The organism is Desulfitobacterium dichloroeliminans LMG P-21439 (assembly GCF_000243135.2).
In the GTDB taxonomy this organism is placed as follows: domain Bacteria; phylum Bacillota; class Desulfitobacteriia; order Desulfitobacteriales; family Desulfitobacteriaceae; genus Desulfitobacterium; species Desulfitobacterium dichloroeliminans.
Genome location: NC_019903.1, coordinates 1,106,422 through 1,130,972 on the forward strand (window position 1 = coordinate 1,106,422; position 24,551 = coordinate 1,130,972).

Sequence of the window (24,551 nt, forward strand, 5' to 3'; positions counted from 1 at the left end):
TAGTCAGGGCTCGAAGAAGATGGTTGATATGGAGTAAGATAATATGTGTTGAAAAAGCTATAGTAGGTAGTAGTCATTGTTACTAAAAGATATGGAATCAAGGAGAGGAATCATATGGATCATCAAGCACGTTATCAGGAAATTGCAATAGATATTGCTCACTCCATCGTTATGGGAGAATATCGAGAAGGTGAAAAGATTCATGGGCGTTCAACCTTAGCAGGGCGTTATAATGTATCTCCGGAGACGATTCGGCGATCTATTGCCATCCTTCAAACCATGGGTGTCGTGATGGTGAGTCAAGGAGTAGGGATTACAGTAGTCTCCAAAAGCATGGCAGAGAAATTCATGCGAGGATTTGACCAGAAAGCAGAAATTCAAGTTTACTTTGATGAGATGAAGAAATTAATGGAGCAGAGACGGGAGATCGATGTAAAAATCGATGCCTATTTAACGAAGATCGTCAATTATACGGATCGCCTAGCTAGCCGGTGGATGGATGTGGCCGAAATCGAGATCGTCCAAAGGTCAAGTGCTAAAGGGAAAACCTTAAGTGATTTGAAATTGCGAGAGAGAACCGGCTTGACTGTAGTTGCCGTAGTGAGAAGTGGGATTGAACAGTTCTCGCCGGGTGCAGAGTTTGTCTTAGCTGAGGGAGATATACTTTTAGTCGTAGGATCTGAGCAAGGCAAGGAAAAGCTCCAGAAAATCCTCAGTGAAGATACAGGAAGCGAAATCGCGTCTGTCGAATAGACTAATAATTCGAGATGAAGATGAGGGATGATGGATGGTCTTTCAAACCTGTGTTATTTTAGGTGCTGAATTGACACTTGTCCTAGTGACAGGTGAAATGAAACTCCTTATTCCTTTCTTAATAGGCAATACATTTTTTCTACTCTATAAAATAAATGTACAAAATAAAATGACTGCTCGCAAAGCTACGGAACGCAATGCTGAGCTAAGTTTTAAGATTGCCAATGAGACCCTGCCTTATTTGCGCAGAGGTCTAAATGTCCAAAATGCCGAATCGATAGCTAAGATCATTCAAGAGATCGGTCAAGTTGCCGCGGTTTCCATTACAGATTGTGAAAAGCAACTGGCATACTTAGGTGCCGGTTGTGACCAACATCATCCAGGAGATCGTATCCTTACCCGGGCGACCCTTGATGTGATCAAAACAGGCTCCTATAAAATCGTTAGAACACAGAAAGAATTAAATTGCCCTCGCCAAAATAGTTGTGACTGTCCTTTGGCGGCGGCTGTCATTGTTCCGTTGCATTGTCAGGGTAAGGTTGTGGGGACCATGAAGCTGTATGAAACGAAGGATGGGCACATCTCGCCGGACCTAATTCGCTTAGCCATAGGAATGGCGCAGTTGTTGGGGATTCAGATCGAGTTAGCTGAACTGGATCATCAGGCCAAGTTAGCGGCGGAAGCCCAGTTGAATGCCTTGCAAGCCCAAATCAATCCCCACTTCTTTTTTAATGTACTCAATACCATTATCGCTACTAGTCGTACCAGTCCCAATCGATCACGGCGATTGTTGATTCATCTGGCGGAGTTTTTTCGTAAGGCCCTCAAATCTCATGGAACCTTGATTACCTTGCGGGAGGAAATGAGTTTTGTTAAGACCTATTTGATCTTAGAAAAAGCACGCTTTGGCCGCAAGCTATATTTTCTGGGCGAGATTCCTGAGGAACTAATGGAGGCGATGGTTCCTCGTTTAAGCATTCAGCCTCTGGTAGAAAATGCAGTCAAACATGGAATCGGTGAGAAGATTGGCAATGGCATTGTTTCTGTGAAGGTTGAACGCAGAGAGCAGGAACTTTACATTGACATAGCTGATGATGGGGTGGGGATTCAACCGGACCGTTTACAAGATGTATTGAAACCTGGGGTAGGATCGGGCAATGGGGTCGGTATGGCCAATGTCCATGAACGTTTACTTGGTTATTACGGTGAAGAGTATGGCTTGCAGATTCGGAGCCAGCCACATGTGGGTACAACAGTGACCATGCACTTACCACTCTCTTTTTTAGATGAGGAAGATGAATCAGAAATGATCTAGAGCGTGGGGGCAATTGTGTATTCTTTTGGGGGGTTCAATATGTTTCCAGGGATAGATATTATAGGAATTCAACGTTTTACCTCAGCATGTGAGCGGACGCCCAAGCTACAAGAGCGTCTATTTACACATCGTGAAATTATGGAGTTGCAAGCTAAAAACATGACAAGCTGGGCGGCTCATTTTGCGGGTAAAGAGGCAATTTTGAAAGCCTTAGGGACGGGATTAAGAGGTTTATCCTGGCATGATATAGAAATTCTCAGCAACGATTTAGGAGAACCTGTGGTCTCCTTAACAGAGAGGGCTGAGCAATTCGTTCGGGCTCGGGGTGGGACCCAAATTCGGCTCAGTCTTTCCCATGAAAAAGAGTATGCAATAGGAATGGCCATACTCTACTAAAGAGAGATAAGCCATAATGAGGAAGAAGAGGAACTACGAATCTTGATTCAGGATGCGGGGGTAGAGATCATGCGGGTGGTCAGCGCCAAACAGATGCGAGAAATAGAAGATCGTGCTATCCGAGAATTTGGCATACCAAGCCTATTGCTCATGGAAAACGCAGCTTTGGCTGTGGTGCAGGAGGTACGTCACCTTCTTGGCCTTCGTCAAAAGCAATTGACGGAAGGGAAGGTTACTGTTTTTGTCGGCAAGGGCAATAATGGGGGAGATGGATTAGCCGTTGCTCGCCATCTCAGCATTTTAGGGATGGATGTCATCGTGTATTCCTTTGCTGGGGCTGAGGAGTTCAAAGGTGATGCAGCACTCAATTACCGTCTTTACCAGAACACGGGAGGCAAACTATTTACCATCGATGGAGAGAAACAGCTCCGACTTGTAAGGATCTCCCTAACCCAAGCGGATGTAATCATTGATGCTATTTATGGTACGGGTTTTCGGGGGGCCTTACCCAGTTTGATTGAAGGCTACGTGGAAGAAATTAATCGAGCTCAGGCCCCGATAATCGCTGTGGATATTCCTAGTGGTGTCGAAGCAGATACAGGGAAGGTATACCGCCAAGCAATCCTAGCCCAAGAGACATTGACCTTCGGCTTGCCTAAGCTTGGGCATTTTTTAGGAGCCGGTCCTGAGTATGCTGGTCGAGTGATTGTCGATCCTATCTCTATTCCGGAGAGGTTTTTAGAACATGAAACCCTAACCACATTTGTTTTAACGGAGGAAATCCGCAAACTTTTACCCGTGCGTCGATTCCAAGGTCATAAGGGAACCCATGGCCGAGGGATTTTGGTGGCTGGTTCGGAGGGTATGACTGGAGCAGCCTTATTGGCAGGTAAGGCTGCACTGCGCTCAGGGATAGGACTCTTACAGATGGTTGTTCCCCAAGGACTTGCCCACGGGATCGATCTAGCCTTAAAGGAGGCCACCGTTTGGGGGGCGGAAGGAGAAAAATCTCTCAACGACAATGCCTGGTCAGTGATTTGTGAACGGGCAGAAAACGCTCAGGCCTTAGCCATAGGCCCAGGGTTAGGTCAAGAGTCAGAATTTCTTCAGGTCATAGAGGAAGTTTTACGCAATCTGCCTCTTCCGGTAATTCTTGATGCTGATGCCCTGAATATAGTGGCGAAAGAACCGGGAATTTTGGGTTGGCGGCAGGGGAGAGGGCCCTTAATTTTGACTCCCCATCCGGGGGAGATGGCTCGTCTCTGCGGTTGCTCTACAGAAGAAGTTCAGGCAAATCGGCTTGAATTGTCCCTCGCCAAGGCTGTAGAATGGGAGAGCATCATCGTTCTAAAAGGAGCTGTCACGATTATTGCCGCCCCTGATGGACGGGCTTTCCTTAATCCTACGGGAAACCCTGGACTAGGAACGGGAGGTACGGGAGACGTACTCACCGGAAGCATCCTAGCCTGGTTAGCTCAAGGGGTGGAGCCCCTTACAGCAGCTTGCTTGGGAGTATATCTTCATGGGATGGCCGCTGATCTATTGGCAGGAGAATTTGGTTGGAGTGGTTTTACAGCAAGTGAGGTAGCGGACGAGCTACCTAAGGCACGGAGACGCTTAGAAAATAATCAATAAGGATGAGACATCATGGATATTAGACGACCAGTTTGGGCTGAGATTGATTTATCGGCGCTGCAAAGGAATTATGACCGAATTGCGACATTGACGAGCAGTGAAATGATGCCCATTGTCAAGGCTGATGCCTATGGACATGGGGCTTTACAAGTGGTGCAGGCGCTTTATGAAAAAGGTGCCCGGCGTTTTGGAGTTGCCCTATTAGAGGAAGCGATCGAGCTAAGAAAGGCTTTTCAGGATATTAAGCTTGTGTTAATTGGAACACTACCCATGGATTCCATAGAGATGATTGTTAAAGAAGGGATCATCTGTGGGGTGTATCGCTTGGAGCAAGCAGTGCTCTTATCGAAAGAAGCTAAGAAACAAGGCAAGCAGGCTGTCATTCATCTGAAGGTAGATACAGGAATGGGGCGAATAGGCTTTCGAGAAGAAAACTGGGAGGAGCTTTTCGACTGTTTGAAGCTACCGAATCTTTTTGTCGAAGGGATTTTTACCCATTTCGCCACAGCCGATCATGCTGATTTAGGGTTTGCACAGGAACAATTAAAGAAGTTTTTGGAGCTAACTGACAAGATAAAGACCAAAGGGGCCCATATACCGATTCGTCATGCCGCAAATAGCGGAGCATTGTTGCAATTGCCGGAAGCTCATTTGGATTTAGTACGGCCAGGAATTATCCTCTATGGACTTGCCCCCTCCCAATATATAGGTAAAGATATCGGACTTGAACCTGTACTTTCGTGGAGAGCAAGGATCAGCCATATTAAGACAGTTCCTCAGGGAGAAACTATAAGTTATGGTAGGACCTTCCGAACGGCTTATCCTACTCGAGTGGCAACCATCCCCTTAGGCTATGCCGATGGATTGCGAAGGAGTCTTTCTAATCGAGGCGAGGTTCTCGTCAAGGGAAGACGGGCTACAATAATTGGTAGAGTATGCATGGATCAGACTTTGCTGGATGTCTCGAAAATTCCGGATGTTCAAATGGAAGACGAGGTCACGCTATTAGGCACTGATGGCTACGATCGAATTGATGTCGATGAAATGGCGAGCTGGCTTAATACTATCAACTATGAAATTGTTTGTGGAATAGCGAAGCGGGTACCGAGAGTCTATCGAAAATAAGCATACTAAAATGCCTCACATCCTACGCTAGCGTAGTGATGGGAGGCATTTTAGTATGCGGCAAGAAATGCAAATTGTCTGAAATAATTTTCTATTTAGAATCGTTATAAGCTTAACGGAATTTGCAAAATAGAAACTTCTGGAAAATCCATTGCTAACCTCAATCTTCTATGTTATCTTTAATGCATAGAGTGCGTTTCACATAGTGAATGGAGGTTTTGTATGATGAAACAAGACAGAAATATAAAAAAGAAAGTTTTTATCTCAGGAAGGGTGCCCAAGGTAGCATTTCAACTTCTTTCCCAAGAATTTGAGGTGACGATGCATGATGATCTTCGACTATTGCGTAAAGAAGAAATTTCAAACGGACTAGAAGGCAAGGATGCCTTACTTTGTCTGTTATCGGATTCCATTGATCGTGAAATTATCGCAGCAAATCCTGAGTTAAAAGTAATTGCCAACTATGGCGCGGGCTTTAATAATATTGATATTGAGACCGCGGGCAAACTGGGCATACCGGTCACGAATACGCCGGATGTGTCAACTGCGGCAACAGCTGATTTGACGATGGGTCTAATCCTAGCCCTCGCCCGTAGAATTGTCGAAGGAGATAAAGAGACCAGAGCCGGACGTTTTCAAGGCTGGGCACCCCTTTACCATCTTGGAGTCGAAGTCACGGGAAAAACGCTTGGGATTATTGGCATGGGGAGTATCGGCCAAGCGGTTGTCAAAAGGGCACAGGGATTCGATATGAAGATTATCTACAATAGTCGTACGCGACTCTCCAAGCAAAAAGAAAAAGAGCTCGGAATTAGCTACGGGACCTTTGAAGAAGTCATGGGGCAAGCAGATTTTATCAGTCTGAATTTAAGCTATGGTCCGTCAACACACCATATGATTAACGCCCAAGCTTTGGCGATGATGAAAGAAACGGCTTACCTCATCAATGCAGCCCGGGGGCCTTTAGTAGATGAACAAGCCCTCCTTGAAGCCTTGCAGCAGGGAAAAATCGCCGGAGCCGCTTTAGATGTGTATGAGCATGAGCCTCAAATCACGGCGGGTTTGGATCAACTGGACCAAGTCATTCTTACACCCCATATTGGTAATGCAACGATTGAGACTCGCGAGGCAATGGCAGAAATCGCTGCCCGTAATATCATAGCTGTACTTCATGGGGAAGAGCCCCTGACCTGTATTAATGAAAAGCATCTCATACGGGGAGCGAATATCGCTGCTAAGTAAGGCACCATGAGCTTCAAGTCTACTTGATGTTAAAAATCACTAAATCTTCGGTTTGAAGGTTTAGTGATTTTGTTTATGTTCGTATACACTCTAGTTGTCCTTGAAGATTGATTTAAGGAGTTGGCAGGATGACATTTTCCCGGTGCTCGTATGATTTTTCTACATATCGATTGGCAGCGCCTTGAAGCGATTGGATCTCTTCCTTAGTGAGTTCGCGCACCACCTTAGCTGGAGAACCCATAATCAAAACTCCCGGTGGAAAGTGTTTGTTTTCAGTTATTAAGGAACCGGCCCCCACTAGAGAGTATTCAGCGATAACTGCACCATTGAGAATGATCGAACTCATGCCAATCATGGAACCTTTTTTGATAGTACAGCCATGGAGTGTTACAGAATGCCCCACAGTAACATCATCCTCAATAACTGCGGGATGACCACTATCGACATGAACGATTGATAAATCCTGAATATTGGTGCGGTTACCGATTGTAATTGAAGCTAAATCACCCCTAAGTACGGAATTGTACCAGATGCTGGATTCGTCACCAATTTGCACATCCCCGATGACTTTAGCCCCATCAGCAATGAAGGAGTTCTTACCCAGCTGTGGTTTTTTATCTTTGAAAGAATATAACATGGATTTCCCCTCCGTTTTTTGGTTGGACTAACCTTATTCTATACTAGAGATAGCCTTAAGCCAAATTTCTCAGTAAATTATTTTCGGTCCCTTTGCATATTTCTTGATATGCTTCCTTAAAGAGTGCTAAAATTGGGACATCGAATACAAAAATAACAAATCTTAAAATAAGAGGAGACACAGTTGTGAAACGAACGTGGCGCTTTTGGCTTGCCCTCTGGGCAGGTAAAGGAATAAGTAGCATCTTGCAGCTTCTGGGCAAAAAGGGGACAACCCTACCTGGAAAAATTGCTTTAAGCTTCGAACCCCATCTTATCGGCTTATTAGGCGTGGGTTTTACCGACGGGATCGTTATGGTGACGGGAACCAACGGGAAGACCACTACCGCCAATCTCCTTGCCCAGATTCTAAAAACGGCTGGAAAGACGTTCGCCTTTAATCAGGCAGGAGCCAATTTAGTCACAGGTATTACAGGAGCCATGCTGGCAAACACAGGTTGGGGAGGGCAAGCCCAGGTCAAGATGGCTCTCTTAGAGGTCGATGAAGCTACCGTGCCGAAATTCTGTCAACAGGTTATCCCACAGGTTGCGATCATAACTAACTTTTTTAGGGATCAGCTCGATCGCTATGGGGAATTGGATACCACTATTAAGCTAGTCCAAGACGCACTTCCCCAGGAAACGCACCTTATCCTCAATGCTGATGATCCTCTAGTGGCTCAGTTTGGACAGGGGAGACTACATACTCTGTATTACGGGGTGGAACGCACATCAGACAGTAAATCAGTGAGTACAGAGACTCGAGAGGCGAGGTTTTGCCCCCGTTGTGGAGAAGAGCTGAAGTATACTCTTTATCACTATGGACAATTGGGGAAGTATGCCTGCTCGTGCGGTTATATGCGACCGGAACCATCTGTTCTAGCTGAAGATGTTATAGCCAATGAGGGTGGAATCCAGTTTAAAGTCGAGCCCATCTTTTATTCGATAGCTCTTCAGGGCTACTATAATCTCTATAATGCTTTAGCCGCCCTGACCGCAGCTAAGCGGTTGGGCATAAAAGATCGGGAAATAGAACGTGGTTTGAGAGAATTTGTTCCCCAGGCCGGTCGTATGGAGCAATTTATTTTAACGAAGGGTCCCATCACTTTGACCCTAGTTAAGAATCCGACAGGCTTTAATCAAGTCATCCAAACTGTCTTAAACCGTAAGGAGCAACCGATACGGCTGCTGATTGGCATTAATGATCTAGCTGCAGATGGGCGGGACATCTCTTGGTTATGGGATGTGGATTTCGAACTTTTAGGCCAAGAAGAGGAGAGAATTCAAAGAATAATCTGCTTTGGTCTTCGCGCTGAAGATATGGCAGTTCGGCTTAAATATGCGGGAGTGCCGGTGAACAAGCTACACATTGAGCGTGAAATGAATAAAGCTCTTGATAAAGTGCAGGCTGACTCAGAGGGAACGGAAACAATCTTTATCCTACCGACTTATACTTTGCTTTTCCCAATTCGAGGGATTCTGGAAAACATGCAGATTAAAAAAGACAACCTAGGTGTCTCCGAGTATCAAAGGCAAAGAGGGGAGGGTTCGACTTGAAAATTAAACTCTGCCATCTTTATCCGGATTTGTTGGATCTCTATGGAGATCGTGGTAATATCATGGCCTTATCCGCACGTGCACACTGGCGGGGGCTAGATTTGGAAGTTCAAAGAGTATCCTTGGGGGAGAAAATCGACTTTCAATCCTTAGACATCCTGTTTATAGGGGGGGGCTCTGATCGAGAACAGAACATTCTTGTCCAAGATCTTATGGAACGCGTGGATGATTTCAAGGCAGCCGTTGAGGATGGTCTTGTAGTCCTAACCATCTGTGGTGGATACCAGCTCTTAGGAAAGTATTATCAGACTGCTGAAGGGAATAAGATTCCAGGTTTAGGAGTTTTGGACCTCTGGACCGTTGCCGGAACCAACCGCCTTATCGGCAATATTGTAGTTGATTTAGATATTGAAGATTTAACCGCTGAGAGTGAGCGTGCAAGGCTTTCCACTATGGTAGGGTTTGAAAACCATTCGGGGCGAACCTATCTGGGAACTCACCTTAAGCCGTTGGGTAAGGTTATCCATGGTCACGGAAATAATGGGGAAGATTCGGGCGAAGGTATGCGCTATAAGAATGTCTTTGGAACCTATCTTCATGGACCGCTTTTACCCAAAAATCCTCACTTGGCGGATTTGCTACTGAGATTGGCTATGGAGAGAAGGGGGCTGACCGAACCGCTGAGTTTGCTTGATGATGAATTAGAAGAGCTTGCCCATCAGACTGTGGTACAAAGGATCCTTAGTAAGATGTGATTATTTAATAACTTCTATTGGGTATTGCAGTCAAATCAAGGGTTGATACTAACTTAGGCAGATTCATAGTATATCATTCTTGCTATACTCATATAATAGATATAGCCTTAAAAAGGCTTACAAGATTAGGGGATTTATGAGATGCCAAAATTTACATGTCTCAAAAAGGCTGATATGACGGTTTTTTTGCCTTCCTAAGGTCCTACTTCGTTGACACTTTTTAGGTTTATTGTCTATAATGGAGTATAGCTGTGGCTAAATGACTTGGGGGTGCTGATGTGGCTGAGAGTAAGCGGATAATGATCAGTTTACCGGAGAATTTGCTTGCGGAAGTGGATGATGTCGTTACATTAGAGAATAGAAATCGTAGCGAATTTATACGCGAAGCAATTAATAGTATTCTTCACGAACGCCGGAAACGGGGAATCCGCGAGCAAATGCGTAAAGGATATCAGGAAATGGCTCAATTAAACTTAGCCATTGCAAGAGAATTATTCCTTGCCGAGGATGAAGTTCAACCGACATTTGAAGATTCTAATGCGGAGTGTCAGAGATGATTATAAAACGCGGGGAAATTTATTATGCTGAACTAAACCCCGTCATCGGATCCGAGCAAGGCGGTACGCGTCCTGTTTTGGTGGTCCAAAATGATATCGGAAATCAATTCAGTCCGACGACTATTATTGCCGCGATTACATCGCAGATTGCTAAAGCAAAATTGCCGACTCATGTAGAAGTACGGGCAAGACGTAGCGGCTTGGAACGGGATTCTGTGATTCTGACGGAGCAAATCCGCACCATAGATAAAAGCCGTTTGAAAGAGAAGGTCGCCGTGCTCGATGAAGAAGTGATGCTGAGAGTAGACCAAGCTATCGAAATCAGCTTGGGACTAACAGATATATAAGCAGTGGACAGCGTTAGTTGGGAACAACTGATGCTGTTTTTATTTGACAAGCTTCACTATCCGATCGCACCTTAAGAGGATTCTTGAATAGAATACTTAGTGGAGAAGCAAAGCTATTCTAGGAGGGTGAATACATAATGGATACCATGTCAAATATGAAGATGGAGCGTAAGCCCATCATTGGCATAACTATTGCACACTGCAATGAAGAGTTGAAATCTTATCCGCGGGCACTCTATGTAGAGGCTGTGAAGCAAGCTGGAGGGCAGCCTATATTACTACCGACTATTGCTACAGTTGAAGAGGCAGAAGATATCGTGGGGTTAATCGATGGGCTGATTCTCACGGGTGGTGGAGACATATCGCCGATTTTGTTGGAAGAAGAACCTATACGGGGAGTAGGTGAATGTCTTCCGGATCGGGATCTCAGTGAAATTCTCATGACCCAAAAGGCTTTAGATAAGGATCTGCCTCTTCTCGGCATATGCAAGGGAATCCAGATACTGGCAATTGCCGCGGGGGGTAAGATTTATCAAGATATTGTCAGCGAATGTCCGGAGTCGATGGAACATAAAATGAAAGCACCTCGTGATTTTCCTTGGCATGAAATTCTTCTTATGGAATCACACTTAAAAGACTTCCTAGGTGAAGAGCGCATCAGTGTCAACAGTGTTCACCATCAAGCGGTTGCTGAGGTACCCAGAGAATTTGCTGTCAGCGCAGTTGCTCCAGATGGAATCATCGAAGCTATTGAAAAGAAGGAAGCCTCGTTTTGTGTGGGAGTGCAGTGGCATCCTGAAGTGATGGTCAAAGATAAGAACAGTCAGAGATTATTTCAACAATTCATTAAGGCAGGGAAAGATTATGGCATGATGAAATGAATGTCCTAGTCCACTGCGTAGACACCAAGTTAAAAAGCACTAGCCGCGAAGGCTAGTGCTTTTGTACAACGTTTCAGAGGATAGAGGGTTAGATTTTTGTACCACCCTTTAAGTTTTGCTCAGCGAATTGAATCATGCGCTTAGTCATCATTCCACCTACGGAACCGTTTTCGCGGCTGGTGCGGTCTCCACCAAGTTGAACGCCTAATTCGTTAGCGATTTCATATTTGAATTGGTCCAGTGATTGACTTGCGCCTTGGGTAGCAGGTTGATTGTTGTTAGGCATGATAAGTAACCCCCTTTTAAAATTGTAATTTTTCAACTTTGAAGCTCTGAATTCTTTGAGTCATTTATGTTTTCTGAGACTGATTCTAGTATGACCTGTTCAAAACAAAATAAACAGGAAAGTTATGGATTGCAGTGCAGAAGCGAGTTAAAGGGGGAATCACTGGGGGATCACTGAAGACCTAAGCGCTTAAGTTTTTTCCAAAGACCAGTACGGGTAATCCCAAGATAATGAGCAAGAGCCGTTTTATTTCCTCCGAATTCACCAAGTAAGCGTTCAATTTCTTCCTTTTCGGAATTTCCTTTATATGGATCAGAAACTCGAAGATCAGGAGGGAGATCATGAGACTGAATGATGGAATCTTCCACGAATACGTAGAGTCGGTTCATTATATTTTGGAGTTGACGAATGTTTCCCGGCCAAGTGTATCTAAGCAGAATGTCTTGGGCACCGAGAGAAAGGTCTTTTTCAAGAGTTCCATGAGTCTGGGCAAGGTATCGAAGCATATGCTCGGCTAGTTCTATAATATCCTTCCCGCGTTCGCGCAGAGGAGGAATTTTTAATTCTATGGAGTTAAGGCGATAAAGCAAATCTTCGCGGAATTGTCCTTGCTCAACCATTTGATTGAGATCTTTATGAGTTGCGGAGAGAATGCGTACCTTAACCGGTATAGGCTTAATAGCTCCTAGCGGTTCGACCTCTTGCTCTTGGATAACCCGTAAGAGCTTAGCTTGAAGTTCAGAAGAAAGTTCTCCAATCTCATCGAGAAACAGGGTTCCGCCGTCAGCTAAAAGAATCTTTCCTCGCTTTCCACCCTTTAGTCCACCGCTAAAAGCTCCTTCGTGGTAGCCGAAAAGTTCAGATTCTAAGAGGTTAGCAGGTATAGCAGCAGAATTCACCACAATAAAGGGCCCTTGGGCAACCTGACTTGCTTGATGGATGGCTTTAGCGAATAATTCTTTACCGGTTCCCGTTTCCCCCGTAATAAGAATCGGAAAATCATATTGAGCGGCCCGGGCAGCTTTTTGAATCGTATCCTGAATGACATCGGAATTTCCAATAATACGTGAAAATCCAGGAGGAACTGCTCGTTTAGGAGACTGATAGGGAGATTTCTTAGGTGGATGGGATTTCGCGATAGCCCCACCAGAATACTGGGGAAGGAGTGTGGCGATTATGGGGCTGAGTTGCTCAGAAGCAACCTTGAATAACCCAGCAAGAAGAGGAGAATATGCTTTTTCATCCATGGCTGAGGCAGCAAGTACGGCGATGATACTCTCGTTTTGTTCAATAGGAGCGTATAGGATAGATGTAAACCCTTTGCCAAGGAAAGGATCTATGCCCAGTGATTGAGAATCGGCAATAGTGTAGTAAACAATACTTTTAGCATGGAGCATTTCGGTCATACCCTTATTGAGAGGCATCCACTCTTTTTCAAAAGGAAGGTTCTCTCCAACATTCACCAGGCATTGGTAATTTTGAAGCTGCTTATCGAGGATATAGAGGCTTATGTTTTCAAGCTCAGTGGTGTGCTGTAATTGAGTACAATAGTCAGTAAGGAAATCAGGAACATGTTCGACTTGAAGATTCTTGGCAACGCTGTGCATATAGGTCGAAGTGGCCATTGTCTGATAGGTGCGTTCCTGGATAATTCCTGAATGAAAGAAGGCCTGACTGAAGTGCTTGGCGAGCTGGTTAATTAAATAAGCATCTTCGATTTCAAATTGTGAGGGCTTCATGCTACCAAGTAAGATGGCGCCGATGACCTCGTAATCAAAGAGGATAGGAATTCTCAAGGCTGAACGAAATCCGGTCTGATACAATAAAGGATCTTCACTAAAAGAGAAGCTTTCGGGATGAAGTGAGGAAGCTAGCTGAGGGGACTCGGTCTCTAGAACCCAGCCTAAACCTGTCTTGCGAATCATTGAGTAGGGAGCATATAAGCTTCCTTCAATACCAAAACCGATGGAGTAAGCATAGCTATATTTGCGAAGATGGGGATCTACCCGCATCAGATCAAATCGCTCGAAAGAGGTCACATCACTGATTAAATTCACAATTCGGGAAATGATTTCTTCAGGATCAGTAGTTAGATCTTCTAGACTTCTTTCAAAATGGGAGGGAAGAATTGATGTGCAACTAGATTCCATGCCGAGAAGTAGAAGGCGGTGAGAATCGCCACTCACCTCAAAAACCTCAACATTCAGTGCAACATGGTGATTAGCTACGGACCAAGTTGTAATATTATTCTTAGGTTTTAGAGTCAAGAGCATTTTTAGGGACTCAGGGTCCAACGTATGGATTAACTGCTTAGCAAAATAATTGCTGCGTTGAATCGTATCGTTTTCGTCTATACGAATTATCCCAAAGGGAAAGGATTCAAAAAGTTCATCTCTCATGATCATTCTCCTATGTCGTACCACTATCAGACGTTTACGGTTTTTATTGGAGTTTGTGCTTCACCAGAAGCAAATCTCCTTATTAATCGATTATACCTGTTCCCAGTTCAGATGTTAACTGGATTCTTCCGAAGACCTTGAAACAGTACATGGAATTCAGAATGAACGCAACAGAGTTAACGCTGTTAACACTGTTAACTCTTGCATGTTAAGTAGTTAACCCTTATTAACTTGAGAGGTGGGCAAATTCAAGTTAATAAGGGTTGGCATGAAATTTGCATAATAGATTATTGTAATTAAAAATATGGTAATAACAATCATATTTAACAGGAGGAGTTTAGTTTATGAAAAATCCAATCAAATCCGTCATTGCCCTACTTATTCGTTTCTACTTCGGATACTACTTCCTTCATGCAGGAATCGGCAAGTTCCAAAGTGGCTTTAATGGTAACAGTGTTGGTGGATTCTTAAAGGGAGGTTTAGCCCAAACAGCAGATGCTTTAGCTGCCGCGGGCAAAACAGGAAAAGCGAATGTCACGGATACTTGGGCTTGGCTCATTAATCATGTATTTTTACCGAATGCCGACGTTATGGCTTTCATGGTTAAATCAGGTGAAGTGCTTATCGGCTTAGGACTTATCCTTGGCTGTTTTACAACCTTAGCAGCTTTCTTTGCACTGACTATGAACTTTTCTTTCTTGCTTACGGGAACAGTATCTTCCAACCCCCAAATGGTTCTTGGCTTCTTGCTCATTTTATACTTTGCAGCCGCATCTGGGGCAATTGGGGTAGATCGCTTCTTTATGAACAAACTGGTCGCTAAGTTCCCCTTCTTGAACAAAGGATTTTTGCAGCATTTGTTCCCGGTTGACGAGGGGAATAAGCCAGGACGTTCTAACACAACGAGTCAAGCTGTCTAAGAAGAGAGTGCTTTTACCACAGTCCTTGCTAGACCCAAATTAAACAAGACGATATGAATGATTCAATGTAGTACAATGAATTTTTATTAAAATTGTGAGCGCCTGTCCATGAGTGATAATTCAAGGACAGACGCTCTTTTTTACCGGCAATAATTAACATTCTCTTCAGTAAATCGGGATCGGGGAGAGGTCAAGGATTCATCAGCAGAATAACCGATGACAACACCACAGATCGGTGTGAGACCAAAAGGGATGCCTATTTTTTCGATGAGCTTAGGATTACCCTTGATGCCTAGCAAAGCCGAATGAATATAACAAGAACCAAGTCCTAGAGCTGTCGCAGCTATGGTGATGCACGTTACCGCGCAGGAAGCTGTTGCTTCATTTGAAGGGCTCGCAAATGGAGCAGAGAAGAGGAAGAACACAGGGGCACCGTATAAGGGTTGGTATCCCTCGACTGCAGCAGGCCCCATTAGAAGCTTATCACCAGAGTTCTTATATTGAACTAAGGCTTGGTCGTTGATTTCCTTAAGTACTTCGGGGTTTTCGATGACAGTGATATGAAAAAAACCCACTTTGGGTGCACTATTTCCTGCTCGCAAAAGTTGTGCGATAATTTCGGTTTCTACCGGTTTAGGCAGATAATTACGTATGCTTTTCCTTAACTCAATTGCCATTAAAGTATCCATGATGATGTGCCCCTCTCCAAATTTATCCACTCACAAATTGATGCAATAAAAATTTATGAAAGATTGACTTAAATCGATTTCGTAAATGAAATATAAATATTTACATCGCTAAAAAATTATATCATTGTTATCTGCTTTACCCAAACAGAATATCCCAATTGAATTATGAAGCATATCGACCATTGATCTACTGCTCACCCTTGATAGATGTGTGAAGCTCGTTTTCTTATTGATTTTAAAATCTTTTACGATGCGAGCTTGTCACCCATGTCCGGAAGTTTGCATATCATGTATTAAATAAAAATGAATGGGGTGGGTATAGAAATGTTTTGTCAAAGAGTTCCATCAAGGGATTTTGTACGATTGTCACTCGAACTTCACCTGTTTTTCTTGCGCATCATGAAGGAACACTCTTTTTTCCTGCAAGCTGGATTCTTGTCTAGGGATGCTAACTTGGCTAACCAGGCAAGCCAGTTTAGAGAACAATTTAATGCTCTTTTACGTGAGGCTGTCCGGTTAGCTAATCGGAATGTAAGTAACGTTGTCCTTTCCTCCGGTGAAGTGGTCACGGATAAGACTCTTAGAGCAGAAGAAAAGACCATGGAACTTTCAGATGTACCTTTTGATACCGAGTTAACAGTACAGGAGTTAGCCCTCCAACCCGGTGCTCCAAATCCATTCTTAGCGCCTGCGGTATTCGAGTTAAATCGACGGGCTATCGCTCTAACCGAGCAACTCATTCAATTTAAGACCTTGGTTCTCAATGAAATGTTAAGCGGCGATTTGTTTACCTTTAACTTCCCCTTGCTAATAGAGCATATAAGACGTGAAGCTATCTTCTTTGTTGAACATTTACAGCGTTTACAGAGAAGAGAGCCGATTAATTTAATGCAAGAAATTATTGAAGAAAAGACCTTCTGGGATCAAATTATGCAAGAGCATGCTGAATTTATAGCTCAATTACTAGACCCCACAGAGGTTGCCTTAATCAACACAGCGGATGACTTTGCAGATTTATTTGCTTCCCTTCTCGAAAGAATTCGAAGTGTGGAACAAAATATCTCAACGAGGCTAGTATTGGGTAGGTTGATCACAGAAGAAACCGCAGCCACCAGGGAGATCAGGAATTTCAAGGCGGCGGCTACAGAAGAAATTTTGGCGAATCAGATCCGATCCATCATCATCCCGCTGCTAGGGGATCATGTGCTAAGAGAGGCTAACCACTTTCTCAGAATCCTAGAGAATCCAGGGAGCTTGCAGTAGAAGAATTCATTACTGAAACTAGGGCAGGATACACTATTCTGCCCTTTGAGTTTTACATATTTGAGGGTTATCCTCTGGGATGAAGAATATTTTACCAATTATTATTACCAAACTTTTTTATAGATAGCATTGACAATTGAGCAACCGCTCAACTATGATAATAATCAATGGTTGAACGGTTGAGCAATCATTTGCGAAGACTATCTATACAGCGCGAGAAAGGAGGCCAACTCATGGTGAATAAAAATGAAGTGCTCTGCGATTGTGATGTCATCCATGCTGAGGTGGTCGAGGAAGTCAAGAAGAAGATGCCTGAAGAAAATGTTCTTTATGATTTAGCGGATTTTTTCAAGGTTTTGGGAGATAGCACCCGAGTGAAAATCATGTGGGCGCTGGACGAGCGTGAAATGTGCGTGTGCGACTTGGCTGTGCTCTTAAATATGACTAAATCCGCTATATCTCATCAGCTTCGTTCTTTGAAGCAAGCTAATTTGGTGAAGTTTAGAAAAGAGGGAAAAATAGTTTTTTACTCTCTGTCCGATGACCATGTGAAAGAGATATTTGAAAAGGGATTAGAACATATTAAGGAAGTCTAGCCATTTTCATACCATTTCTAGAAAAAATACGAGAATGTCGAGGAGGAGTTCTTATGAAAAAGACCTTTAGGTTACAAGGCTTAGGATGTGCCAACTGTGCTGCCAAAATGGAAAATGCCATTTGCGCCTTGGATGGGGTGAATGATGCTACTGTCAACTTTATGACAACGAAGATGGTCATCGAAGGAGAAGAGGAAAAGATGGCCTCGATTATTGAAGCGGCCGAAAAAATAGTCAAGAAAATCGAGCCCGAAGTTATAGTGAAAAAGGCTTAGGCTTAGAAGAGGTATAAAATGAAAAATAGACTTTGGCGGATCATTCTTGCGTTTGTGATTTTTATTGCTGCACTGTTTATTAATCCATATTTGTTTGGGCTATCCCTAACATTATTTATTGCTAGCTATATCCTAATAGGTGGGGATGTGGTTCTAAGGGCGGGTAGAAATATCCTTCGCGGGAGTGTTTTCGACGAGAACTTCCTGATGAGTATTGCGACGATCGGGGCCTTTGCAATTGGCGAATATCCCGAAGGGGTAGCGGTGATGCTGTTTTATCAAGTTGGGGAATTGTTCCAAAGCTACGCTGTAGATAAATCAAGAAAGTCTATTACTAGTTTGATGGATATTCGACCGGACTATGCAAATGTAAAACGTGGGGATGAACTGGTTCAGACGGATCCTGATGAAGTCAGTGTCGGGGAGCTTATCGTGATAAAACCCGGTGAAAGAGTTCCACTTGATGGAAAAGTCTTAGAAGGTTATTCCATGGTGGATACAACCGCTTTGACTGGGGAGTCTGTCCCCCGAGAAGTTAATGTCGGAGATGATATATTAAGCGGTTGCATTAACCTGAACGGTCTCCTTATAGTAAAAGTAAGCAAAGAATATGGAGAATCTACAGTGGCCAAGATTTTAGACTTGGTCGAAAACGCCAGCAGCAAGAAATCGAAATCTGAACAATTTATTACTAAATTCGCTCGTTATTACACACCTATCGTAGTAATTATCGCAGTACTTTTAACCATAATTCCTCCTTTGGTCTTTGAAGGCACAACCTTTAGCGACTGGATCTATCGCGCGTTGACATTTCTCGTGGTTTCCTGTCCCTGTGCTCTCGTTATTTCCATCCCTTTGAGCTTCTTTGGGGGAATCGGCGGGGCATCCAAAAGTGGAATTTTGGTAAAAGGCAGCAATTATCTGGAGGCCTTGGCTAAGACGGAAATCATCGTTTTCGATAAAACTGGGACTTTGACCAAAGGAGTCTTCAACGTTCAGGAAATTCATCCTGAAGGTTTAAGCAAAGAAGAGCTTTTAGAGCTTACCGCTTATGCCGAAAGCTTTTCTAACCACCCTATTTCTCACTCCTTGAAGCGGGCGTTTGGTAAAGAGATTGATAATGAACGCATTTCAAATATTCAAGAAATCGCCGGGCATGGGGTTTCGGCTCTTATCGATGATCAAGAGGTGATGGCAGGAAACTTCCGCCTTATGGAAAAGAATAATATTTCTTATTTTAAGGGTGAAGTAGCAGGAACTGTGGTCCACGTGGCGGTTAATCGCAATTATGCGGGGTATATCTTGATTGCCGATGAAATAAAGGCCGATGCAGCACAGGCTATAAGTCAGTTAAAGAACTTAAATATTAAGCATGCATTTATGCTAACAGGGGATACCCAAAGTGTGGGTATAAAGGTAGCTAAAGATTTAGGTCTAGATAAAGTATATGCCGAGCTTTTGCCTGGGGAGAAGGTCGAAAAACTTGAAGAAATCTTCTCGCAAAAGTCTGAAGGTGGCAAAATAGTTTATGTGGGTGATGGAATCAATGATGCTCCCGTACTTGCTCGTGCGGATATTGGTATCGCCATGGGGGGCTTAGGTTCCGATGCAGCTATTGAAGCGGCAGATATCGTTATTATGAATGACGAACCTTCAAAGATAGCCACCGCCATAAAGATTTCTAAGAAAACCTTAAAGATTGCGCGACAAAACGCTGGATTTGCTATCGGCATTAAAGTAGCGGTATTGGTTTTAAGCGCCTTTGGACTAGCAACTATGTGGGAAGCAGTGTTTGCTGATGTAGGGGTGACAGTTCTGGCGATACTCAATTCCTTCCGAGCCATGGATGTGAAAGGTCTTTAGTCCATAGGTTTGGCCCCTTTCATGATTATGGAATTAAAGTCAGCCTCCTTAGCCTTTTGGACAGAGAATTCCAACGTTTCATATCAGGCGATACTTGAAATGAATAAGCTCCTTAGGACTCCCTATACAGAACTTGGCCTACTACCAAGTTTCTGTATAGGGAGTATTGCTATTGACGATTAATCTGCTCGTTAATGTTTAGAGGAAGTAAGATTGTGAACTGGCTTCCTTCGCCTTGTGTACTTTCAACTTTCAAGGTCCCCTGATGAAGGTGGGTGATCTGCTTGACTAAGGCCAGCCCAATGCCCGTACCCCCTGTTTCCCGAGAGCGAGACTTTTCTGCTCGATAAAACCGTTCGAAGATCAGGGGAAGATCTTGATCGGGAATACCAACCCCCGAGTCACGAACGGATACTTGTATATTCTCCGGATGTGGCTCCATTTGGATTGAGATTGTTCCCGGACTTTCTGTAAATTTATAAGCATTGTGAAGGAGATTATAGAAAAGGCGAGTCAATAGATATTCATCTCCTTCAATATGGACCGAGTCCGGCTTATGCCATTCTAGAGAGAGCCCCTTTTCTTGGATAAGTGGGGTAAGTTTATTCACTGTTTTATCGATGAGCTCGCTGATATCCACTTGAGTGAAATTCGGTTGTAAGGCACCCATCTCTGCCACATTGAGATCCTTAAGGTCACTGGACAACCCCGTCAAGCGTTCGATTTCTTCATTAATGATGGTAAGGTTTTCGTTGTCGGCTGGCAGCACTCCATCTTGAAAGGCCTCAATATAGCTACGGATTGAGGTTAAGGGAGTGCGTAATTCATGAGCGATGTCTGCTGTGAATTGCTTGCGTAGTTGCTCCTGTTTTTTAAGATTATCCGCCATCTCATTAAAAGCTGTTGCTAGTTGTCCCACTTCATCCCTGCTCGTCACAGAAACTTGCTCATCAAGATGCCCTTCTCCTACCCGTGTAGCAGCCCTTGTTAAGCGTTGTAAAGGAGATATCAAACGCCGACTAGTCCAATAACTTAATAAACTACCGATAAGAAGAACTAAGGCGCCGGCAATAAATAAGGATTGGTAAATAGCGGAGACAAAAGATTGATCCGCAGGGTTTAAAACTTTAGCTCGGGCAGGATAACGTACCTCTGCGATAGCAAAGACACCTTCAGGACCAACAATCGAGAGCGTTTTGCTTTTCCATTCTTCAATAGAATAATTTAGCCCCATGTCTATGCCCATGTCCATATCAGAGTCATTTTGCATCATGGTTTCCATGGGGTTGATAAGTGTTAAAATGGTTTCTCCGGAGGGTTCTTTAATCTGGATATGTGTTCCTAAAGGTAGGGAGTGCGCGATGGAATTAAGGGAATTTGGATCCCAACACCCATGGCTGTAAAAACTGTTGCTTAAGCGTTCAGGCAGCTGCTCCAAGGTTTCTATAGTGGAGCGAGCTAGGTAATCACTAAATTGTTTTTGGAATACGTAGTTGACGGATAAGATACTGAATAACAAAGTTATCAGGATAATCGCTAAGAAGGATAGAAAAAGTCGTTTATGCATGTCTTTATTCCTCCTGATGAGGATTGAATTTATAGCCGACCCCATAGACTGTAAGGACGATTTTCGGCTGACTGGGGATTTTCTCTAGTTTTTGTCTAAGTTTTTTGATATGAGCATCAATCACCCGTTCATCCCCGCCAAAATCATGACCTTGAACAATTTCCACCAATTGCCCCCGAGAATAGACTCTTCCCGGATATTTCGCTAAGGCACCAAGGATTTTGAATTCGGTGGGGGTGAGAGGGACAGCTTCCTCGTGCAAAAGGATCTCATGACGAGAGTTATCTATGGTAATTCCATTATCGTAGGTAATCAGATCAGCCAGGGGAGAAGTCTCAGAAGAACGTCTCAAAACGGCTTTTACCCTGGCCACTACTTCCCGGGGGCTAAAGGGTTTGCTAAGATAATCATCGGCACCCAGATGAAAACCTTGAATACGATCCTCGAGTTCAACTTTAGCAGTGAGCATGATTATAGGAATGGCAGAGATTTTGCGAATTTCTTTACAAATCTCTTCGCCGGATAAGCCAGGAAGCATGAGATCCAAAAGGACAAGATCATAGGAGTTTTCTTTGAACAAGGTTAAGGCGATCACCCCATTAATTGCAGTAGTCACCTGAAATCCTTCTTGCTGAAGGTAGGCTTTAAGGACATTGCTGATGTTTTTTTCATCATCTACTAAAAGTATGCGCATGGAGATTCACCTCATATTAGAAATTAATTGAAATTGTTTGATATTTACTATCTTGAGATTTAGAGATTTTGGAGATAGTGTTGTTACTAATCCTATTTTATTAGACAAACGTGGCGTTGGAAAGGTAAATTCCTAGAATGAACCGGAAATTCATGAGAAATTCATGAGTTTTTCACTTGGAAATCATATGCGTAAGCAAAAATAGAAAAGAGCCCAATGTTGAGACGAAACCAATGGATAAATAAAATTTGTGGAGGGTTACTATCAATGACTAAAGAGAATAACAGTAAAAGAGAAAAATTCACCCAACCTGCAAAGAAGAGCAAAGCTCCTCTCATTGGCGGTGCCATTGTTCTAGGCATAGCAATCATCGCTGGAGGTTTCATGTTGGGGAACAAAAACTCTGATTCAGATCAATTTGCCACCGCCACTGTGGGTCAAACTGTTGATTATAGTGGATCAACTGCTATCCAACAGGTTAAAACTACCCCTGTGAAAGCTGAAAACGGTAAAGTCGTCGTTTCAACTTTGTCAGAACTAAAGGATAAGAAATTTATTTATACACAATACCAAAAGTCTGGCAAGGCCCTTCCGCTTACTGCTTTAGTTCGCCCTGATGGCAGTATCGTAGTGGCTGTCAGCATCTGTGAACCTTGTAACAGTGATTCTTTCCGGATTGAAGGAGAAACTATAGTTTGTAATGCATGCAACACGGTTTGGGAATTAGAAACCTTTAAAGGGCTTAGTGGCGGATGTCAGGATTATCCACCTGAACTTTTAGTCTATACCCAAAACGGAGATAACCTAGAGGTTGATCAAGCTGTACTGGATGCATGGAAACCAAGAGTTTAAATCTCTTGGTTAGCCTGACCAAGAACTTGGACAGCTAAGGGGGTTGAATGATGAGTCTTATCAAGGTGAATAATGTCTCGAAAGTCTATCAAGGTGGAGATGGAGAAGTTCTTGCCTTAAAAAATATCAATCTGGAAGTTACGCAAGGTCAGTTTCTGGCCTTGCTTGGCCCTTCAGGGTCTGGCAAGAGTACCTTGCTGAGTATTCTTGGGGCCTTGAATCCCTCTACTGAGGGAAAGGTTTTGATTGATGACATAGATATCTATGGATTGGATGAGGAAAGGCGATCCGATTTTCGGCATGAGTATATTGGGTTTGTCTTTCAACAATATCAGTTAATACCGTATCTCACAGCTTTAGAAAATGTGATGCTTCCTTTAGCTATAACCAAGTATTCGGATAAGGAGCAAAGGGAGATGGCCCAAAAGGTTCTGGGAAAGGTAGGCTTAGGCAATAAGTCCATGCGCTTACCCAACCAACTTTCTGGGGGAGAACAAAACAGGGTGGCTATTGCTCGTGCCATTGTAAACGAGCCAGTTCTTCTTTTTGCGGATGAACCCACGGGAAGTTTAGATAGCACAACTGCGAAGGAAATCCTCGGGCTTTTCCAGTCCTTGAACCGGGATGGGCAGACCATTATTATGGTAACCCATAACCTAGAAAACCTTGCTTATGTTTCTCATTCAGTGCAAATTCGGGATGGGATAATCGAAAGAAACCCTGAGCCAGTAGTCGGTGATGCGCTATGAAGATCCTCGATATTTCCTTAGGAAATCTTAAAAGGCGTAAGCTGCGTTCTTTATTGCTTCTGTTAAGTATCATCATCGGCGTTTCTTCCAGCGTCTTTCTCTTTACCACCACTCGCTCTATGGAACAGGATGTAGCTGATAAGATCGACCAGTTTGGTTCAAACCTTCTGATTCTGCCGAAAGCGGGTGAAACCTTATCCTTTGGCGGTGTAACTGTGGGGACTAGCTCAGGTAAAGAGCTAGACATGTCCATGATCCCCTTGATGAAAACGATTAAAAATAATGAAACCTTAGCAACCCTATCGCCAAAATTGCTTACTGAGGCAGATATCCAAGATAAAAAGGTACTTCTCGTAGGGGTGCAATTCTCTGATGAACTCCGTCTTAAAAAATGGTGGGAGATTGATGGCTTAGAAGCGGGACAACTTCCTGACACCAATGAAGTTTTAGTCGGAAGTGAAGTGGCTCGGGTCCTTAAGCTAGGCCCCCAGCAGCTTGTCCAATTTAAGGGTCAGGAATTCCGCGTAGGAGGAATTATCCAACCTACGGGGTCTATTGAAAACGATCAGGCCATTTTTATGGATTTAGCCACTTTGCAAAAGGCAGAAAATAAGCCTGCAGCCATTAGCCTTATTGAAGCAGCTGTTCTTTGCTACACTTGCCCAATTGAAGATGTAACGATGCAACTGAATGAAAAGTTGCCTGAAGCGAAAGTTACGGCCCTTCAATCAACTTTAGAATCACGGGATGATACCGTCCATCAGTTCAGCCTTTTCGCTACGGTCATTTCGGTTATCTTGCTGGTTACCAGTGGATTCGTGGTCGCCATGTCCATGATTTCAGCGATAAAAGAGCGAACTCGAGATATCGGTGTCCTTCGAGCCATTGGCTTTAGGAAAAATCATATTTTGCGCATGTTTCTATACGAAGTAAGCTTAGTTAGCGTATTAGGCGGTTTAATTGGATTTGGTCTGGGAATGGGATTAGCCATGAATTTTGGATCGTCCTTAGCCCAAATGACCCTTCAAGTACCGTTCCAGCCTATCCTAGTGCTGTACTCCATCTTGGCTGCCTTAGGAATCAGCCTTATGGCAAGTATCTATCCAGCCTGGAAAGCTACCAAGCTTGATCCTGTAGAAGCTTTACGTTACTTCTAATCG

The 24,551-nt window shown here is 43.6% G+C and carries 25 protein-coding genes; 19 read left to right on the top strand and 6 right to left on the bottom strand.

Annotated features, from left to right (window positions below):
* Nucleotides 1–114 precede the first annotated feature (114 nt).
* The 6 genes from DESDI_RS05110 to DESDI_RS05135 all read left to right on the top strand — a co-directional run bounded on the left by DESDI_RS05110 (nucleotide 115) and on the right by DESDI_RS05135 (nucleotide 6,466).
* A complete protein-coding gene (locus DESDI_RS05110; protein WP_015261571.1) occupies nucleotides 115–753 on the top strand; it encodes a GntR family transcriptional regulator in 639 nt (212 codons plus the stop codon).
* 34 nt (nucleotides 754–787) lie between these two features.
* Complete coding sequence (locus DESDI_RS05115) at nucleotides 788–2,068, top strand: histidine kinase (protein ID WP_015261572.1); 1,281 nt, start codon at nucleotides 788–790, stop codon at nucleotides 2,066–2,068.
* Between the two features lie 39 nt (nucleotides 2,069–2,107).
* Nucleotides 2,108–2,464 carry a holo-ACP synthase gene (gene acpS / locus DESDI_RS05120; RefSeq protein WP_041219282.1) on the top strand — a complete coding sequence of 119 codons (357 nt, stop codon included), beginning with the start codon at nucleotides 2,108–2,110 and terminating at the stop codon, nucleotides 2,462–2,464.
* Nucleotides 2,465–2,533: 69 nt separating this feature from the next.
* Nucleotides 2,534–4,099, top strand: a complete 1,566-nt coding sequence (locus tag DESDI_RS05125; RefSeq protein WP_041219741.1) for a bifunctional ADP-dependent NAD(P)H-hydrate dehydratase/NAD(P)H-hydrate epimerase — start codon at nucleotides 2,534–2,536, stop codon at nucleotides 4,097–4,099.
* A gap of 12 nt (nucleotides 4,100–4,111) precedes the next feature.
* Entirely contained in the window at nucleotides 4,112–5,224 is a 1,113-nt protein-coding gene (gene alr, locus DESDI_RS05130) for an alanine racemase (protein WP_015261575.1), read from the top strand.
* Between the two features lie 222 nt (nucleotides 5,225–5,446).
* A complete protein-coding gene (locus tag DESDI_RS05135; protein WP_015261576.1) occupies nucleotides 5,447–6,466 on the top strand; it encodes a 2-hydroxyacid dehydrogenase family protein in 1,020 nt (339 codons plus the stop codon).
* A 112-nt stretch (nucleotides 6,467–6,578) separates the two neighbouring features.
* Here the strand turns inward: DESDI_RS05135 and DESDI_RS05140 are convergent, their stop codons facing one another.
* Nucleotides 6,579–7,103 (bottom strand): gamma carbonic anhydrase family protein, encoded by a 525-nt coding sequence (locus tag DESDI_RS05140; protein ID WP_015261577.1) that lies wholly within the window; start codon nucleotides 7,101–7,103, stop codon nucleotides 6,579–6,581.
* Nucleotides 7,104–7,288: 185 nt separating this feature from the next.
* Between DESDI_RS05140 and DESDI_RS05145 the strand changes: the two genes are divergently transcribed.
* The 5 genes from DESDI_RS05145 to DESDI_RS05165 all read left to right on the top strand — a co-directional run bounded on the left by DESDI_RS05145 (nucleotide 7,289) and on the right by DESDI_RS05165 (nucleotide 11,238).
* Nucleotides 7,289–8,698 carry a Mur ligase family protein gene (locus DESDI_RS05145; protein ID WP_015261578.1) on the top strand — a complete coding sequence of 470 codons (1,410 nt, stop codon included), beginning with the start codon at nucleotides 7,289–7,291 and terminating at the stop codon, nucleotides 8,696–8,698.
* A complete protein-coding gene (locus DESDI_RS05150) occupies nucleotides 8,695–9,453 on the top strand; it encodes a type 1 glutamine amidotransferase (protein ID WP_015261579.1) in 759 nt (252 codons plus the stop codon). The genes DESDI_RS05145 and DESDI_RS05150 overlap by 4 nt, the downstream gene beginning before the upstream one ends.
* A gap of 278 nt (nucleotides 9,454–9,731) precedes the next feature.
* Entirely contained in the window at nucleotides 9,732–10,010 is a 279-nt protein-coding gene (locus DESDI_RS05155) for a CopG family ribbon-helix-helix protein (RefSeq protein WP_015261580.1), read from the top strand.
* Nucleotides 10,007–10,357, top strand: coding sequence for a type II toxin-antitoxin system PemK/MazF family toxin (locus DESDI_RS05160; protein WP_015261581.1), 351 nt, complete (start codon nucleotides 10,007–10,009; stop codon nucleotides 10,355–10,357). Before DESDI_RS05155 ends, DESDI_RS05160 begins: the two co-directional genes overlap by 4 nt.
* A gap of 161 nt (nucleotides 10,358–10,518) precedes the next feature.
* A complete protein-coding gene (locus DESDI_RS05165) occupies nucleotides 10,519–11,238 on the top strand; it encodes a gamma-glutamyl-gamma-aminobutyrate hydrolase family protein (RefSeq protein ID WP_041219743.1) in 720 nt (239 codons plus the stop codon).
* Between the two features lie 88 nt (nucleotides 11,239–11,326).
* On the opposite strand, the gene DESDI_RS05170 is transcribed toward DESDI_RS05165, so the two are convergent.
* Together DESDI_RS05170 and DESDI_RS05175 are read right to left on the bottom strand one after the other, a co-directional pair.
* Nucleotides 11,327–11,524: an alpha/beta-type small acid-soluble spore protein gene (locus DESDI_RS05170; RefSeq protein WP_015261583.1), complete on the bottom strand. Its 198-nt coding sequence runs from the start codon at nucleotides 11,522–11,524 to the stop codon at nucleotides 11,327–11,329.
* A 170-nt stretch (nucleotides 11,525–11,694) separates the two neighbouring features.
* Nucleotides 11,695–13,923: a sigma-54-dependent Fis family transcriptional regulator gene (locus tag DESDI_RS05175; protein WP_015261584.1), complete on the bottom strand. Its 2,229-nt coding sequence runs from the start codon at nucleotides 13,921–13,923 to the stop codon at nucleotides 11,695–11,697.
* Between the two features lie 344 nt (nucleotides 13,924–14,267).
* Between DESDI_RS05175 and DESDI_RS05180 the strand changes: the two genes are divergently transcribed.
* Nucleotides 14,268–14,843, top strand: a complete 576-nt coding sequence (locus DESDI_RS05180) for a DoxX family protein (RefSeq protein ID WP_015261585.1) — start codon at nucleotides 14,268–14,270, stop codon at nucleotides 14,841–14,843.
* A 140-nt stretch (nucleotides 14,844–14,983) separates the two neighbouring features.
* On the opposite strand, the gene DESDI_RS05185 is transcribed toward DESDI_RS05180, so the two are convergent.
* Complete coding sequence (locus DESDI_RS05185; protein WP_015261586.1) at nucleotides 14,984–15,532, bottom strand: nitroreductase family protein; 549 nt, start codon at nucleotides 15,530–15,532, stop codon at nucleotides 14,984–14,986.
* A 324-nt stretch (nucleotides 15,533–15,856) separates the two neighbouring features.
* Between DESDI_RS05185 and DESDI_RS05190 the strand changes: the two genes are divergently transcribed.
* From DESDI_RS05190 to DESDI_RS05205, 4 genes are all read left to right on the top strand, one after another.
* The gene (locus DESDI_RS05190) at nucleotides 15,857–16,795 is read left to right on the top strand and encodes a DUF2935 domain-containing protein (RefSeq protein ID WP_015261587.1); all 939 of its coding nucleotides are present in this window, start codon (nucleotides 15,857–15,859) and stop codon (nucleotides 16,793–16,795) included.
* Nucleotides 16,796–17,028: 233 nt separating this feature from the next.
* Complete coding sequence (locus tag DESDI_RS05195; protein WP_015261588.1) at nucleotides 17,029–17,391, top strand: ArsR/SmtB family transcription factor; 363 nt, start codon at nucleotides 17,029–17,031, stop codon at nucleotides 17,389–17,391.
* 53 nt (nucleotides 17,392–17,444) lie between these two features.
* Nucleotides 17,445–17,666: a cation transporter gene (locus DESDI_RS05200; RefSeq protein WP_015261589.1), complete on the top strand. Its 222-nt coding sequence runs from the start codon at nucleotides 17,445–17,447 to the stop codon at nucleotides 17,664–17,666.
* A gap of 18 nt (nucleotides 17,667–17,684) precedes the next feature.
* On the top strand, nucleotides 17,685–19,529 hold the full coding sequence (locus DESDI_RS05205) for a heavy metal translocating P-type ATPase (protein WP_015261590.1): 1,845 nt from the start codon (nucleotides 17,685–17,687) through the stop codon (nucleotides 19,527–19,529).
* Between the two features lie 169 nt (nucleotides 19,530–19,698).
* On the opposite strand, the gene DESDI_RS05210 is transcribed toward DESDI_RS05205, so the two are convergent.
* Both DESDI_RS05210 and DESDI_RS05215 read right to left on the bottom strand, forming a co-directional pair.
* Entirely contained in the window at nucleotides 19,699–21,096 is a 1,398-nt protein-coding gene (locus DESDI_RS05210) for a sensor histidine kinase (protein WP_015261591.1), read from the bottom strand.
* Nucleotides 21,097–21,100: 4 nt separating this feature from the next.
* The gene (locus DESDI_RS05215) at nucleotides 21,101–21,790 is read right to left on the bottom strand and encodes a response regulator transcription factor (protein WP_015261592.1); all 690 of its coding nucleotides are present in this window, start codon (nucleotides 21,788–21,790) and stop codon (nucleotides 21,101–21,103) included.
* 267 nt (nucleotides 21,791–22,057) lie between these two features.
* Here DESDI_RS05215 and DESDI_RS05220 point away from each other — a divergent pair, with 267 nt between their 5' ends.
* Genes DESDI_RS05220 through DESDI_RS05230 form a run of 3 tightly spaced genes read left to right on the top strand, consistent with a single transcriptional unit; the run spans nucleotide 22,058 to nucleotide 24,548 of the window.
* Nucleotides 22,058–22,642, top strand: a complete 585-nt coding sequence (locus DESDI_RS05220) for a DUF2318 domain-containing protein (protein WP_015261593.1) — start codon at nucleotides 22,058–22,060, stop codon at nucleotides 22,640–22,642.
* Between the two features lie 50 nt (nucleotides 22,643–22,692).
* Entirely contained in the window at nucleotides 22,693–23,391 is a 699-nt protein-coding gene (locus DESDI_RS05225) for an ABC transporter ATP-binding protein (protein ID WP_015261594.1), read from the top strand.
* The gene (locus tag DESDI_RS05230) at nucleotides 23,388–24,548 is read left to right on the top strand and encodes an ABC transporter permease (RefSeq protein ID WP_015261595.1); all 1,161 of its coding nucleotides are present in this window, start codon (nucleotides 23,388–23,390) and stop codon (nucleotides 24,546–24,548) included. Before DESDI_RS05225 ends, DESDI_RS05230 begins: the two co-directional genes overlap by 4 nt.
* The last annotated feature ends 3 nt before the right edge of the window (nucleotides 24,549–24,551 follow it).